This window comes from Shewanella polaris, from assembly GCF_006385555.1.
Lineage (GTDB): Bacteria > Pseudomonadota > Gammaproteobacteria > Enterobacterales > Shewanellaceae > Shewanella > Shewanella polaris.
Genome location: NZ_CP041036.1, coordinates 1,979,563 through 1,995,252 on the forward strand (window position 1 = coordinate 1,979,563; position 15,690 = coordinate 1,995,252).

General features: G+C 40.6%; 11 protein-coding genes. 3 read left to right on the plus strand and 8 right to left on the minus strand.

The window, feature by feature from the left end:
- The first annotated feature begins 24 nt into the window (after positions 1-24).
- A complete protein-coding gene (locus FH971_RS08725) occupies positions 25-957 on the plus strand; it encodes a DUF808 domain-containing protein (RefSeq protein WP_140234034.1) in 933 nt (310 codons plus the stop codon).
- Between the two features lie 83 nt (positions 958-1,040).
- On the opposite strand, the gene FH971_RS08730 is transcribed toward FH971_RS08725, so the two are convergent.
- The 5 genes from FH971_RS08730 to trmY all read right to left on the minus strand — a co-directional run bounded on the left by FH971_RS08730 (position 1,041) and on the right by trmY (position 9,052).
- Positions 1,041-1,436: a DUF805 domain-containing protein gene (locus FH971_RS08730; RefSeq protein WP_137220950.1), complete on the minus strand. Its 396-nt coding sequence runs from the start codon at positions 1,434-1,436 to the stop codon at positions 1,041-1,043.
- A 172-nt stretch (positions 1,437-1,608) separates the two neighbouring features.
- The gene (locus FH971_RS08735) at positions 1,609-4,071 is read right to left on the minus strand and encodes a glucan 1,4-alpha-glucosidase (RefSeq protein WP_140234035.1); all 2,463 of its coding nucleotides are present in this window, start codon (positions 4,069-4,071) and stop codon (positions 1,609-1,611) included.
- 57 nt (positions 4,072-4,128) lie between these two features.
- The gene (locus FH971_RS08740; RefSeq protein ID WP_140234036.1) at positions 4,129-5,688 is read right to left on the minus strand and encodes an MFS transporter; all 1,560 of its coding nucleotides are present in this window, start codon (positions 5,686-5,688) and stop codon (positions 4,129-4,131) included.
- 451 nt (positions 5,689-6,139) lie between these two features.
- Positions 6,140-8,239 carry a glycoside hydrolase family 97 protein gene (locus FH971_RS08745; RefSeq protein WP_140234037.1) on the minus strand — a complete coding sequence of 700 codons (2,100 nt, stop codon included), beginning with the start codon at positions 8,237-8,239 and terminating at the stop codon, positions 6,140-6,142.
- 216 nt (positions 8,240-8,455) lie between these two features.
- A complete protein-coding gene (gene trmY, locus FH971_RS08750) occupies positions 8,456-9,052 on the minus strand; it encodes a tRNA (pseudouridine(54)-N(1))-methyltransferase TrmY (protein WP_137220942.1) in 597 nt (198 codons plus the stop codon).
- 331 nt (positions 9,053-9,383) lie between these two features.
- On the opposite strand from trmY, the gene FH971_RS08755 reads away from it, so the two are divergent.
- Positions 9,384-9,848, plus strand: a complete 465-nt coding sequence (locus FH971_RS08755) for a GNAT family N-acetyltransferase (protein WP_140234038.1) — start codon at positions 9,384-9,386, stop codon at positions 9,846-9,848.
- Positions 9,849-10,076: 228 nt separating this feature from the next.
- On the opposite strand, the gene FH971_RS08760 is transcribed toward FH971_RS08755, so the two are convergent.
- The 3 genes from FH971_RS08760 to FH971_RS08770 form a co-directional block, all read right to left on the minus strand.
- Complete coding sequence (locus tag FH971_RS08760) at positions 10,077-10,529, minus strand: hypothetical protein (RefSeq protein ID WP_140234039.1); 453 nt, start codon at positions 10,527-10,529, stop codon at positions 10,077-10,079.
- Positions 10,530-10,714: 185 nt separating this feature from the next.
- Positions 10,715-12,700 (minus strand): protein-L-isoaspartate(D-aspartate) O-methyltransferase, encoded by a 1,986-nt coding sequence (locus tag FH971_RS20725; RefSeq protein ID WP_140234040.1) that lies wholly within the window; start codon positions 12,698-12,700, stop codon positions 10,715-10,717.
- 356 nt (positions 12,701-13,056) lie between these two features.
- The gene (locus tag FH971_RS08770) at positions 13,057-14,211 is read right to left on the minus strand and encodes an MFS transporter (RefSeq protein WP_140234041.1); all 1,155 of its coding nucleotides are present in this window, start codon (positions 14,209-14,211) and stop codon (positions 13,057-13,059) included.
- 620 nt (positions 14,212-14,831) lie between these two features.
- Here FH971_RS08770 and FH971_RS20390 point away from each other — a divergent pair.
- Positions 14,832-15,689, plus strand: coding sequence for an STAS/SEC14 domain-containing protein (locus tag FH971_RS20390; protein WP_167495999.1), 858 nt, complete (start codon positions 14,832-14,834; stop codon positions 15,687-15,689).
- Position 15,690: the final 1 nt, after the last annotated feature.

Sequence of the window (15,690 nt, forward strand, 5' to 3'; positions counted from 1 at the left end):
TTGCTTTTAAGGACAAAACTATTTATGGCAGGCGCTAGTTTATTAACCCTATTAGATGATATTGCGACTATTTTGGATGATGTCGCGGCAATGAGCAAAGTGGCGGCCCGTAAAACGGCTGGGGTGCTAGGAGACGATTTAGCGTTAAATGCGCAACAAGTGTCTGGTGTTGCCTCTGAACGTGAGCTCCCAGTGGTGTTTGCGGTAGCAATGGGATCATTTAAAAATAAAGTGATTTTAGTGCCAATGGCTATGCTGATCAGTGCGTTTATTCCATGGGCTATTACGCCTTTGCTGATGTTTGGTGGATTGTTTTTATGTTATGAAGGCTTTGAAAAGGTCTATCATTCACTAACACATAAGCGTACACCAGAGATTGATGATGATGCTGTGGTAGCTAAAGCAAAAGCGGATATTGAAGATTTAGCTGCATTTGAAAAGGAAAAAATCAAAGGCGCTATTCGCACCGACTTTGTGTTATCGGCTGAAATTATCGCTATCAGTTTAGGTGTGGCAGCCCACATGGATCTATTAGCTCAGTTTTTAACTTTATCGGTGATTGCTGTTGTTATAACCGTTGGTGTATACGGCTTAGTGGCAGGTATTGTTAAAATTGACGATCTTGGTTTATATCTTGCGAAACGTAAGCCAAGCGGAATAGGGCATAAAATAGGATTAGGTTTGATATCTGCAGCACCTTATTTAATGAAAATCCTCACCTTTGTCGGCACTATTGCGATGTTTATGGTGGGAGGCGGCATTTTAACCCACGGCATTCATCTGGTATTTGAATGGATTGAGCATGCACAAACCGTTGTTAATCAAATCAATGTCGTCGGTGGTTTTTTAGGCTTATTAACCCCTAGCGTGCTCAATGCACTATTTGGTGTCGTTGCTGGTGGTCTGGCCGTGCTAGTGATGAATGGTGTGATGAAATTAATACCATCTAAATCGTAGAAATATTTTCAGAATAGCGCTTTAAATACAAAAAGAGCATAGTCACCGACTATGCTCTTTTTGGTAATAATACTGCTTAATGTCTAAACAGCTAAATTATCATTATTTTCTGGGTTAGGCATCGCTTTTGGATTTGGCCCATATTCATTATCATCTTTACTGTTAAAGCACATTACAGCCAAAATGATTAAGATACCAAGGATAGGTATTAGTACTAATAGCAACCACCAACCAGAATGGTCGCTGTCGTGTAAACGGCGCACACTCACGGCCAAACTTGGGATTAATATAGCCAATGAATAAACTGAGCTAAGTAAGCCCGCACCATAAATATCACTGTATAAACCAACGCCCATATCAACTAAGGTTAATATAATACTAATGACCGCACTGATTAATCCAAACATCCAGTATTCTTTACGACGCGCTCGACCGCTAAAATCAAAATACTGCTTTAAAACTTTTAGATACCAATCCATTTGTTGTTCCTTAACGTTAACTTTTTTAATACGGTATATATGTAACAAGATCGTGTTGAATTAACAAGGTTTTGTTTAAAACTCTGACTAAGAATAAAGCTTTTGTGTACCACAACGGTTTGTTGAGCTAGCTACTAATAATGCTCTTAATAACAGGGCTCTTGATGTGTGCTTATCTCGCTAGCGTTTGCTTTACAACCGGGTAAAAGTCCCACACTTGTTCGTCGGTCATCGAACGTACCAATTTAACGTATTCTGCATGGGTCCAAGCCAGTGGGGTGGCTGAGTTAGTTCCTTGGCCCATTTTGTAACCATAGCGGGTGCCATTACCAACATTATCCCAAGCTTGCTCTGGCAACATGAGTCCTTGGTTAGCAAAGGTTTCCATTCCTTGAACATAAGTGTTGATCAGTTTGTGTTTTATGTCGGCCGATAATGTACCACTTGCGTTGGCTAGGGCTAATTCATAATGTCCGCGCTCACCAGTAAAGAATGGCCAAATACGTCCACGTTGATCTTCAGTATTGCCTTTTTCGGCATAACTAAGCCCTGTTACAGTGTCTTCGCCGTAACCATCGTTACCATAACGACGGTATCCTGGGACTTTGCTGCCATCTTTGGCGGTAAATTGGTATTTAACTCGTAAGTTATCTTCAAGACCTTGATTATCTATCAACATTAAGCTGTTTTTAATAACAGGATCTTGGGCGTCAACAACACCATAACGGACTAATTCTAAAAAACCACCGTCTAAAATCATCCGCTGATCGAGTCCCGGTTTACCGTTATTATCTAAGAGCTTATCTGCGTTATTCGGATTGCCATTAGGACTAATGCGCACATAGTAAGGTGAAATATTACCTTGGGCATCTGTTTGACCTAATAAGCCTGTGGCGGTGACCATCGTTGTTTCAAGTTGATTTTGTAGTTTTCGTGCTAAATCGGCAAACTTAGGCGCTTGTTTATCTTTCGCTAGCGCTCCTATGTCACTGGCAGCCACTAAGCCAGCAATGACAGCTGCAGTGGTTGAGGGCGAAAATCCAGCTTGTTCTTCCCAGCGTTCTTGTTGAGTACTCGGAGGGGTAATTTTAGTATCATTCCAATTCAGTTTTACTTCACCACCTTTAACTAAAAAATCTGCAGCGGGTTTAAGCATGTCGTTGTACCACTGGGTTATTTCTGCATCGCTAAGTACACCTGCTTGCCACAGTTTCCAGCCGAGCATGATTGGCATGGCTGTTTGATCTAGCTGCACGCCAACCCATTCAATTTTACCATCGACATGAGTTTTCTGTAAAAACCATCCAGGCGTACCTGTAAAACCGGGTGTTTGTTGTTGAACTTGAACTTGCTTTAAATATTCAAAAGCCACTTTTGGTGTTTGAGTATCGCCCATGGCTAAAAATGCCATTGCGCATTGGTAAAAATCACGTGGCCATACGGCTTTATAGCCTGTGCTGCCGACTTTAGCTGAAACTGTGTCGCCCCAAGGGTTTGAAAGGGATGCGATTAATGCACCTGCATGGGTTTTATCTTCTTGAGCTTTTAACACTAAGGCGCTGGCATAGAGTAATTTACCGTTATCTGTGGTGTTGGTACTCATGCTATTTAGTGGTTTAAGTGAGGTTAAATAGTCTTTCCAGCCAAGATGTTTGTCGTCGCCTAAATAGGCTTGTTTAACGGCATCATAACCCGCATCCAATGTTGCTTGAGTGGTGGCTAGGCTGCTTGCTTTGTCTTTACCAAATCCAATAACCAAGTTAAAACGTAAACTATCATTAGCCTTTTTAAGAGGAGGGTATTGAGCCGTTAGCGCAACATTTCCACCTTGGTTGGTGTTGCTAGTGGCTTGGTAAAGCGAATCTAGTTTGCCATTATCTTGTATATCTAACAGGCCATCTGATGTGCCGACGAACCCAGCGCTAGCGGCGACAAAATCAACATCTGTTTTAACGGTCATTACCGTTGAATTAGTGTCACTTGTGTAAGCCACTAGCGATTGGCCTTCTACACTGGCAATGTCATTGGCGCCGCTGTTATCAATGTGCGGATTGACATAAAGATGTGGTGTAATGCCAGCCTCAAAAGCTGTAAAGGTGACTTTCATCATCAAGCTACTTCTATCGGGATCGGTAAAGATATGTTTTTCTATTTGGTATTTACCTTCAACATCTTTATTAATGACTTTATAAGCCAGCGATAATGGTCGTCCCATATCATCGGTATCTAAATACTCAATAGTGCTTATTGTGTTGTCTTTTTCAGTATCGACAAAGCCATTGCCAGAGATAATGAATTGCAGTTCTTTAAGCTGGGCGTTGTGGATAAGGCCAAACATGGTCTCGGTTAATATCCCTTGAGCTATCGAAAACCAGACTTTACTTACTGGATTTACGGCAGTGTCTTGATATTGGCCGTTAACATAGGGTTCGTAAGATGTGCCAATTCCTGTTTTACCAGCAAATGCCCAAGTAGGTTCTATGCCAGGCATACCTGGAGCGACGTTAATAACCTGAGCAGGTGTGTTTACTTGAGTATCAACAGGTGAGCACGCACTTAAGGCTAGTGACATAATGCTGGTTGTGATGGTTTTGGCTATAACACTGCGATGGCTGTGTAAATGTGGCTTTAACATGGAATTCCCCAAAATATTAATTTCAAACTAGCTACCAGTGACAATGACTGGTAATCCTTATTGTGTTTGTTTGTCTTGATCTACAAATAGCACCGCAATGCCAGACAACATCATAAATATCCCGCCTAGTACTAATGCATAAATAGGCTGGCCATCAAAAAACACCTTAAGCAATAAACCAAGAATACTGGCAGCTAACAACTGTGGGATCACAATGAAGAAGTTAAAAATTCCCATGTAAACGCCCATTTTTTTCGGAGGTAATACACCAGATAACATGGCGTAAGGTACCGATAGAATCGATGCCCAGGCAAAACCGACGCCAATCATTGGTATCCACAACAGGTTAGGGTTTTCAATAAACATAAAGCTGATGAGACCCGCTCCGCCAATAAACATGTTGATGGTATGGGTAAGTTTAATGCCGACGGCTTTGGCTAGAAACGGAATAACAATCGCAGCAATTGCAGCAAAGCCGTTATATGACGCGAATAACATACCGACCCAATCTGCACCGTCATTATAGGCTTGTGATACCACATCTGTGGTGCCGTAATGGTACGACGTAACGGCCGCTGTGGTGTAAATCCACATTGCGAATAGGGCAAACCAAGCAAAAAATTGTACCAGTGCTAGCTGACGCATGGCTTTTGGCATATGAAACAAATCATCGACAACATTAAACGTCATGCCTAATCCGTCGCGTGTTGCTGACGATTCAGTGTTGCTGTTTGACAGTTTGGCTAACTTACGCGAGCAGTAAAGTTGCAGTGGTCCGAAGGTGAAAATACCCAAGCTTAAAATATAAAGTTGCTTATCAAGGTCCTGGGTAACAATTGCGAGGGTGAAAATGGCGCCAATCGCCATCCATAGAATCGCACCATTTTGATATTGTTTGGCTGTGCGCGTATTGACGTTAGTGTCTTGTGCGTCAGTGGTGTCTTGTTGATTAAATTCCGCTAATTGCTCTGGAGAATATTCTTTGGTTGAAATAATGGTCCAACCCACGGTTAGCATTAGTACCGCGCCACCAAAGTAAAATGCATAGCGCACAGAGTCGGCAATTTCGCCCGCTGGTGCGGTGTTTTCGACATCAAATACATTAGTTAAAATATATGGCAAGGCAGAGGCCACCACCGCGCCGATACCAATGAAAAAGCTTTGCATTGCATAGCCCTGGGTTCGTTGGTTTTTGGGCAGATTATCGCCCACAAAAGCCCGAAACGGTTCCATGGCGATATTGATCGATGCATCCATAATCCACAACATACCCGCAGCAATCCATAAAGTAGGCGAGTGCGGCATGATAAAGAGTGACAATGTGGTTAATACTGCACCAATTAAAAAATACGGGCGACGACGGCCAAGGCTATTCCAAGTATTGTCACTTAAGTAACCAATAATAGGTTGTACAATGAGGCCGGTAAGCGGGGCTGCAATCCATAAAATGGGGATGTCATCAATAGATGCACCTAACGTTTGAAAGATACGACTAACGTTGGCATTTTGCAGTGCGAAACCAAATTGGATCCCCAAAAAGCCAAAACACATATTGAAGATTTGCCAAAAATTAAGCTGCGGTTGTTGGGGGATATTTTTATGATTATTGCCAGACATGTGACATCCTTTTTGGTAAGTCATTGTGCTTACTTCTTTTAATTCTATTGCTAATGTTAGTCTTACTGGTTTTCGTTTGTATCTTCAGTTTAAATATTTACAGCTAATCTGTTGCCAATTAGTCATTAGACCTATGTAACGATAGCCAAAAAAATAGCGAATACGCATCTCCCTAAGACGGGTATTCGCTAAGACCTGCGCTTTATTCATTGCCGACTTTCGTCAAATTATCAACGGATAAAGTTAAACAAGGTACTCTAAAACTGATGATCTCCATGGCCGAAGACTCACCAGAAACGACCTAATCCATTTCGTCCTGCAATCACAGATGAAATAGCTGGGTATATCCTATCCTCGAGCTCGTTGTTGGTACAACTTAATACATACGTATTCATGCCTTTTGGATAACTTAACACATACGCTTTATTAACATTTTTAAGGCTTAATTTGCTTAAAGCGCTTTAAAACGAATTGCCGTACCACCACTGGCAGCTAATGATAAATTTAGGGTGTCTTTTGCTGTAACGTTTTTAGACTCAATCACATAATCATAAGGGTTTGTTAGCCAATCCGCTTTATCTCCGTCACGATAAATTGTGGCTTGATAATGTTTACCTGGAGTTAAAAAGTTAAGCTTTAGCGTCAATTTTCGTGAGTTTTCATCTGTTAATGCGCCTAGATACCAGTCTTCTGTACCGCGTTGTTTTCTTGCAAAGGCAACATAATCGCCAATTTCACCCGCAAGGGCGATACTGTCGCTCCAATCCGTTGGTACATCTTGAATAAATTGAAATGCATCTAAGCGTTGTACATAATTACGTGGTAAATCTGCAGCCATTTGAATTGGGCTGTACAACACAACATATAAGGCTAATTGTTTTGTGAGCGTGGTTTTGACTCGGTTAACCGCATCTAAACCTTCAGGCGCTAAATTAAAGATGCCAGGGGTGAAGTCCATCGGCCCAGCTAGCATACGAGTATAAGGTAGAATTGCCGTATGTTCTGGAGTATTGGGTGGGCTTCCCCATGCATTAAACTCTTGGCCTCGAGCGCCTTCGCGTGCTATCCAATTTGGGTAAGTGCGGCGCAGGCCGGTATCTTTAATCGGCTCGTGAGTATTAATGCTAATGCCACGTTTTGCGGCTTCGGTAACGCTATGTAGATATTCGTTAACCATAAATTGGCCATCGTGCCATTCATGTCTAACGATGCCATTTTCATCTATTCGTTTAATATCACCACCGTCCGCAACATAACCTGTCTTAACTTGAGTTACGCCATGCTCTTGATACATATCATAGGCATCACTCATTTGATTACGATAATTGGTTACCGAGCCTGAGGTTTCATGGTGACCGATTAAACGGACATTTTTACTGTGCCCGTATTGAGTAATTTCATCGATATCAAAATCAGGATAAGCTTTAGTAAAACTAAACACATCGCCGTTATCGAACCAACTACCATCCCAGCCTTCATTCCAACCTTCAACCAATACACCATCAAACCCATATTGGGCGGCAAAGTCCATATAACGCATGGTTTCGCTGGTGGTCGCGCCATGCTTAGGTCCGCTTCCCCAGGTGTTTTCATCGAGGTGCATACCCCACCAAATGCCAACGTATTTACCTGGTTTCACCCAAGACACATCACCTAATTTATTGGGTTCGTTAAGGTTAAGGATCAGGTCTGAGTTAAGCAGACCTGGGGCATCTTTAGCTATTTGAATCGTACGCCATGGTGTTGAAAATCCAGGTTGAGTCTTCACGCGAATACCGTCCGACCATGGCGTTAAATCAGCACGTAAAATCCCGTCGCGACCTTGATTAAGCACCATAGCAGCATAGTCGGTGAGGGCGGCTTCATGGATACTCAGATGCACGCCATCGGCCGTTCTAAAGGTCATTGGTGTGTGGGCTCGGTCGATTTTATCAAGCGAAGTTGTACGGTATAAATATTCGTAACGGTTCCAACCGCGCCCTGGGATCCACCATGCGGTAGTATGTTGTGGATCTGGAATCGTAAATTCAGTTAATTCGTCGGTAATATTCAGTTTGGGAGTGTTATTGAGTCCAGCTTGTTTTGGCACCAAGTAGCGAAAACCAATACCGTCGTTAAAGGCTTTAAATTCAATATCAAAATCGACTTTGCCGTTACTCAGGGTCGTCACTATGCGATTGTAATTATCACGAACATTCTCACGCTCACCCCAAGGTTGCTGCCAAGTTTGGTCAACACTGTTGGTGGTGACATTTTTTATACTGAAATCTACCCCCAATTCACCTAATTGCTGAAATACCAAGCCAAGTTTACTCGGGTTAACCACGGTTTTACCGTTGAAGCTCACTTGATATTCAGGATGACCATTGTCATCAGTCAAACTGATGTTGATGTGTTTGTCTGGGGATTCGACGTTAACCGTTTTAGCTTGCACTATGCTAGGGACGGTAAGAGTTGCAAATGCTATTGCACTAGACAACACGATAATATTGGGAATAAAGCTTAAATGAGCTGTTGAGGTCGTAGAATGAGTCGAGTTAACGCGCGCCATACAAAATCCTTGTTGTTTATTATTTTATCTTTTCAACAAGCAATATATGACGCTTTTAGATTTTACAGCAAAGATCTGCATACGTATTCAGGGAGTGAATGCAACGTTACTGCAAATAAAATGCTTCTCGATCTTCTATAAATTCATGATTAATCTAGTGTTATTGGAGAGAATAGAAGGATGCTAGATACAATTACTCACCGCAGGAGATCACCATTACAATCTCATATCTAACTCATTATGGATCAACACCACGCATTGCGACGCAAACAGCATTCTAGGCCCTAAATTTATGTGTTGAGTACCCAGTCGCTTTAAGCTATTAAAGCTCTTTTTAGGCATAGGAATATGATCTGTCAGTAGAAAACAAGGATTGTCAGCAAACTCAATTTCTCGTACTGGAGTGCCTTTCTTCTCTAACATATACAGTTGATAGTCTTCGGCTAACTCTTGCACCAACTTTTCAAAGCTCACTGTACGCACGGTAATGCCAGGCTCAACCTCACGCAATTGTTCTTTAGTCATCCCCTTTGATGCAGTTAATGCTTTGGCGATTTTATTAGTTAGATTCTGCTCATGAAAGCCACCAATATGACCTAATTCACTTGAACGAAAGCAAATGGTGCGCGAAAAATCGAGGGTGCTTTCTAACACTAAATACACCACCACATCATCTCGATGAGATTGGGCGACAAAAATAGTATTCATTAACGTATGGGCTAAAATTTCAGTGTGGGCCGATTGACCTATACCAGCCAAAAACTGCTGACTATCGACAGGAGCCGCTCTGGCTCGAACTACAAAAGCGCGCATTGTAAATCCTAATGAGGAAAATTGGAGCAATAAGTTTGATAACTGATTGGATAATCAATCAGCTATTGCGCATGATATTAACCGTATTATCACAGCTTTACACCTGACTGTAACGCGTTTAAGGCATTAGGGTTAATTTGATTGTTAACTGGGTAGTACCTTTGCCTAATAAGTTTGTCTCAATAACCACTAAACGTTATGTTATTAATACTGTTGAATCGATATTACCTAAAAAGTTAATCGCAACAATACAGGTCATAATATTACTTTTTTACACATGTAAATTTTGCTACAAACTTCATATTCTCAAATCACAAACTCAAGGATGTTTATGATAATTATTAGGAAAGCACTTGAGTCTGATGTTCAGGCTATTTACACCTTGAGAAATCGAGCCATTATTGAAAAATGCTCAGGTTTTTACAATTCACAGCAATTGGCATTATGGACTCAAGGCGATATTTCAGCTGTCTTGATTAACGATATTGTGGATTCTTTCTACGTTTCATTACTTAATGGTAAGGTTATTGGTTGTGGTAAAGTTAACCTCGAAACCGGAATGATCGATGCAATTTTTGTTGACCCCGACTATTTTGGTCAAGGGGCTGCTAAGTTGATGTTGGCATTTCTCGAAAGACTTGCGTTAGAAAATGATCTGGAATTATTAACACTCGAATCTACGCTAAATGCAGCAGGATTTTATTACGCTTGTGGTTTTGTGGGGGATGAAGTGTCGACTTATCATTCACCGCGAGGGATTAGCTTGGATTGTATTGCTATGCAGAAATTTTTATAAAGAGTGGTTAGTTAGAAACGACATAACGTGTGTTTATAGTTATGCGGTGTTGCTATCAGGTTTTGCTATAAGATGTTGATAATTATGGTTTATATTACTTGTTTTAGCGCTAATTTATTTCAGAATAACAGTGGTAAAAGGAAAAGATTTTGTCATCATCAATAAAATTTTTAGTTTTCTCCTTAGCCTTCAGCTTAGCTTATTCCGCTCACACAATAATCAGCTAGTTCATGATATCAATAGGTTATGAGATGAGGACGTTTCGGCCTCTTTTTGTACTTTAAGCAAGGTCATTAGTTGCGTATTGAGCATCATAATCTTGTTATCTATCATTTTAAGCTGATCTTGAGCTTGTGGTGAATTATCTCCAGCAAGATCTCGACGTTGTTCTTGTAACTCTTTTATTTGTTCTTTTAGCTTATCAATCAATTTTTCATTTTCAGTGCGCGTATCGGCTTGTTCACTTTGTTGAATTTCAGCGCTGGAGGCATTTTTATGCATAGTGGCACCCAGTTCAGTGGATAATTTCTTTTGGCCTTCATCTGAAATAGAGACTGTATCAGATTGCGTATCCTGTGAGCTTGATGAGTCTAGTGGAACAAAATCAGATGTTAATCTGACTTGGGCTTTTTGCAGATTATCAGTAATCGAAGTCGTTGAGCCTAAACCTGAAACGTTCATTGTTAAGCCTTTTCCAGAAGATGATATGTATTATCGACCTTGATGTAAAAGGCTTTAGTTATGGTTGATCACTTTAACCGTCATTATTTGTATAAGCCCCATTGCATTGGGGCTTTTTTACCTTTAACAAAATAATCCGACTGTAGTGCAATTGATTAAGTCACAATATGTCCATTATTGATGCTCTAAAGACCAAATGGGAAAGTATCGGGCATACCTTGTATTGTTTCCTTTGCCAAAGGTTCTACTGCGCGGGTTTCATCGAACCAGATGTATTCATCAAATTGATTCGGTAACGAGGCGTAAAAATAATGGCTTTGTAATTCGGTTTCAGGTCGATAAATGACACCTATGGCACGTTCGAGTCGTTCGGCAAGCAACTTTTTGCGTGTAATCTCTTTGAGTGGTTTACGCAAAGGTAATAAAAAGTTATCGGTAGAGACTTCATGGCATAAGCGTTCATAGCTGTCGATGTGTGCTGGTTGTACTTGTTTTATTTCCATCGGTCCTCCCCATTCAGAGGCGGCGGCTACCGTACCATGGTCCGTACCAAAACCGATATTATAGGCCTTGTCACCATATTCTTGCCTTGCAAGTTGTCCAATATTTAATTCACCACGGGCACTCATCTGTGTCGCTCTTGCATCTCCAACATGTGAATTATGTTCCCATATGACGGCTTTAGATTGTGGTCCTCTAAATTTAATAACCGATTGTAAAGTGTCAAACATATGTTGGTCGCGCTGATTCCATGAGCTATTTTCGGCATAATACATGGTGCGATAATAGCGTTCAGCATCAGTGACTAGGCGGGCATTTTGCTCTGCATTGAAGAACTGTTCTCCATCTGCTTGAGAATATTCCATGCGTTTATGCAATAAATCCTTCAGCGTGGCAATGACATCCATTTCACATTCCCTATATTGTTTGGTCATTGTAACTTGTCCATACATACCTGGATCGCTTGCCCACGGCATTAGGCAGCCATAGCGTACTCGAGCCACCTCTGCTGTTTTAGGGTCTACTTTGTCTAGGTAGTTCAGTACTGCTTCGATTGAACTAAATAAGCTGTACAGATCGAGTCCATAAAAACCCACTTGATGACTAGGATCTTTGGTTTTCTTATTGTGTGCTTTTAACCAGTGACTAAATTCCAGTACCGAATGGTTTGCCCACATCCATGTAGGAAAACGAGAAAAAGGTTTGCTCTCCAGCAAAGGATCAGGCTCTGTCCCATGTATATAATGATCTAAATGTGCCGCATCTGGCCAGTCGGCCTCAACTGCCACAATGGTAAAGCCTTTCTTTTCGATGAGTTCTTGTGTGATACGTGCACGCATTTCATAAAATTCGGCAGTACCATGAGAGGCTTCACCGAGTAATACCACCTGGCTATCACCGATGCGCGTCATTAAATTATCCAGATTAACATCATCAATACGGGCAAAATGTTCACTGGATTGATAGATCAATTCAGGCAAACTTGCTTCTGCTATGTTTTGTGCAAGTTTTGTTGCTGCTTCATCTTCCCAACCCGCAGCGCCAATCAAAGGTACAAACCGAACACTTCCTAAATCTTCTTGTTGATATTCATTTTCACCGATACGTCGAATACGCAGCAATGTTAGCGAGTGTAAATTTGATCCAACCGGAATGACCAAACGCCCACCGATGGCTAATTGTTGTTTAAGTGTTTCGGGAACGTCTGGCCCTCCTGCTGCAACAATAATGGCATCAAAAGGAGCGTGTTCAGGCCAGCCCAATGTGCCATCATCCTGTAATACTTGGACATTTTTGTAGTCGAGGTCTTTAAGTCGGATGCGTGCAGAATCGGCAAGAATTTTATGTCGCTCAATGGTATACACATAATCAGCTATTTCAGCTAAAACGGCTGCTGCATATCCGGAACCGGTTCCCACTTCAAGTACGCGTTCATCGCCTTGTAATTCCAGTGCCGCAGTCATGAGGGCAACGATATAAGGCTGCGAGATTGTTTGTCCAGCCTCAATAGGGAGTGGGGAGTCACTATAAGCAAACTCAACCAGTTCTGTAGGTACAAAATTCTCTCGTGGTACAGCATTGACGGCATCTAGTACCACTTGATTTTGTAAACCACGAGCCTGCAACTGATAATCTATCATTTGTTTTCTTAGGCTTTCGAATCTATTCATTGTTGATTCTCCTAATGTTAACTAATCAATTTTGACCATTGATAATTAACTATATCAGTTGCTTTAACCCGATAAAGATTAGTGTATAAAATAGGCAGATTTAGTGAAATCAAAGCATAATCATTAACACTGCCAACCCAATTGGTTGACTAATATTTAACCGTTTTAGTCGTTTTGAGTTACTTTTAGTTATTTTCATGCATGAACGAGGAACCAAGATAAACTCCATCTTAATGTAGATGGATCATTTAACTAAAAATAATGTATTTGCGTTGTCTGCCAAGGATTTCCAGATCATATGAGTAACCGTGAGGGTTATATATTGAAAGAAGTAATAGGATTATCTTCATGTTTAATTAAGTTGGTTTCTTCCAAATCCAAAAAGCCAGTACCAACAAAAGTATGGTCATGCCAGAAAGCGAAAATAGGATAACCGTTTCAAATCCAAATTGTGTCCACAATTGGCCAACCACAATGGCTCCGAGCGAACTGGTTAATGCAACACCACCATAGAAGATGCCATAAACAAAAGCTTTGCTAATAGCATATTGTGATATATAGGCTCTGATTGTATTGAGTGACATAACCGTAAACATTCCCAATAAAATAAAACACAGCCATAAATATTCTTGCCATAAGGCTAGGATGGATAGGGTGCCAAATGCAAAGGCAATTAACAGCATTTTATGGTTGCCAATTTTGTCCGTTATAACACCGCTATAATAGCTGAATAAGGTTTGCGTTAACGTCAGGGTGATGATAAATAAAGGAATAGTGGAGATGGAATAACCCACTTCTTTAACTTTAATGATCAGAAACTGATCACTCAATATAAAAAATAGGGAAGCAAAATAAATGATAATCAAAGGCAATAAGCGCATGTCTTGTTGATTGATTACCGCTTTGCGTTTTTCATCTTTAGCTTTAATTGAAACAGGAATATCTTTGACCAAAAATAACGCAATAGCGCTGGCCATGAGACCTGGGATCAAAGTGGCGGCGAATATTAGTCGAATGCTGTCTTTATCCAGTGTAAACCACGTGAGGATGAGGAAAATACAGATAGCGCCGCCAAGTTCTCCTGCGATATCCATTGTTTTGTGAAAGCCAAAGGTTTTGCCGGAGCTATTTGTTTCACTGAAGGCGCTGATTAATGCATCTTTGGGGGCGCTGCGGACGGCTTTACCCATACGCTCTACGCCACGGATGATTGCTACTCCTAGATAACCCTGCGTCAATGCCAACATTGGCTTGGTAAGTGCGGAGATAAAATAACCGCTTACGACCAAAGGTTTCACTAGCGTAAAACGGTCACTTAGATAACCAAATAATATTCTAAAGAAATAAGAGATAAAGCTTGCCGCAGCGATAATAATGCCTAACTTATCGACGCCTTCGTTGAGGATATAAACAACATATAAAGGCAGTAGCGTTGTGACCATAGACGATGCGAAATCAGTAAAAAAACTGACCCACCCGAGATAGATGATGTTGTTGTTAATATGCCGCATAGTCGTTGAATTATCATCCTCGTGATGTGTCCGATAAGTCTTTAAATACCTACTTTGACCGACAAGTCATCAAAGAAGCAATAAGATCAGTATTCCTTGAATAGCGAACCTAATCGTTAATGGTTTTAGATTGTTATCATTGATCCAAATATAGCACTATGTATGGGATTGAAATACAGATAACAACAAGTAATAAATTGTAATTGATGAGTATAAAAAATAGGCGAAATTGAATTATAAAATGATGTCATTGATCAATAAGCAGCATAAAAAAAGGTTTTAAGATGAGGTTAGGGCCTGTTGATCTTTCAAGGTTATTTTTGCAGCGAATTGTTGGTCATTTGTACAAGACAGAGACTTTGTGGTGTAGTTATTCTACATAAAAAGTCGATAACGCAGTAAAAATGACCAACAAACGCTGCCCGAAGGGTTCGGCTAAAAACGTTTTACTCTTTGTTGAGCGAATTTAGCTTAGATTGCTAGGCAGCAATCCGCTCGCCTCGATTAAAACGTTTTTATCTCAAACAAAATTTAACCTGCAAAGATCAACAGACCCTAATGAGCAGTATGTTTTAACATAATTCTGGATGTGAACTATCCATAAATAGAAGGAAAATTCCATGTTGCAATTTATACCTGTATTTGATGGCAATACCATTGCTGTGCGAGCGTCTGGTAAATTAACTCTTGAAGATTATCAGAACTTCTTACCTCAACTAGAAACTCAAATTAAACGATTAGGTAAAATATCATTACTTTTTGAGTTTGATAATTTTTCAGGTTGGGATTTAGATGCCGCCGTAGATGATTTTAAGTTTGGTATGAAGCATCTTAGTGATTTTGAACGCATAGCGATGGTTGGCGATAAGTCATGGGAATATTGGATGGCTTTTATCGCCAAGCCTTTCTTACTATCCAGTGAAGTGCGTTATTTTGACCGAGAAAACCTGCAAGATGCTTGGGATTGGTTGCGTGAAAAACAAGAGTTTGAAAAGTCTGCAGAACAATTGCAACCCTATAAAAATATCGTGGTTGCTGTGGATTTTTCCTTGTATTCAAAACACGCTTGCAAACGTGCAATTGAACTCGCTAAATACTATCAAGCGTCATTAACATTGTTAAATGTTGTTCAAGAAGTTATCCCTTACACACTCTATGGTGATCCAGTGGGTAACAACTTTGTTGATATAAACATCATCGAAGAACAAAATAAACAAGGTATTGATGCCGCTGAGTTTCAGATGAAAGCTTTTGTAAATGATCTAGATGCAGATTTTCCCATTGAGGCCAAAGTAATTTGTGGTGAGGTAAATTATGGCATTGTGTCATTTTTGGAAGCACGACATGTTGATTTAGCCATTTTTGGGGCAAAAAAGAAAAAAGGCATAAACAAGTTATTGGGCTCAGTGCCACATTATGTTCAAAATCATAGTCGTTGTGAAATATTAATCGTTCCGGTTCAAGAGTCTGTGTTCTAAC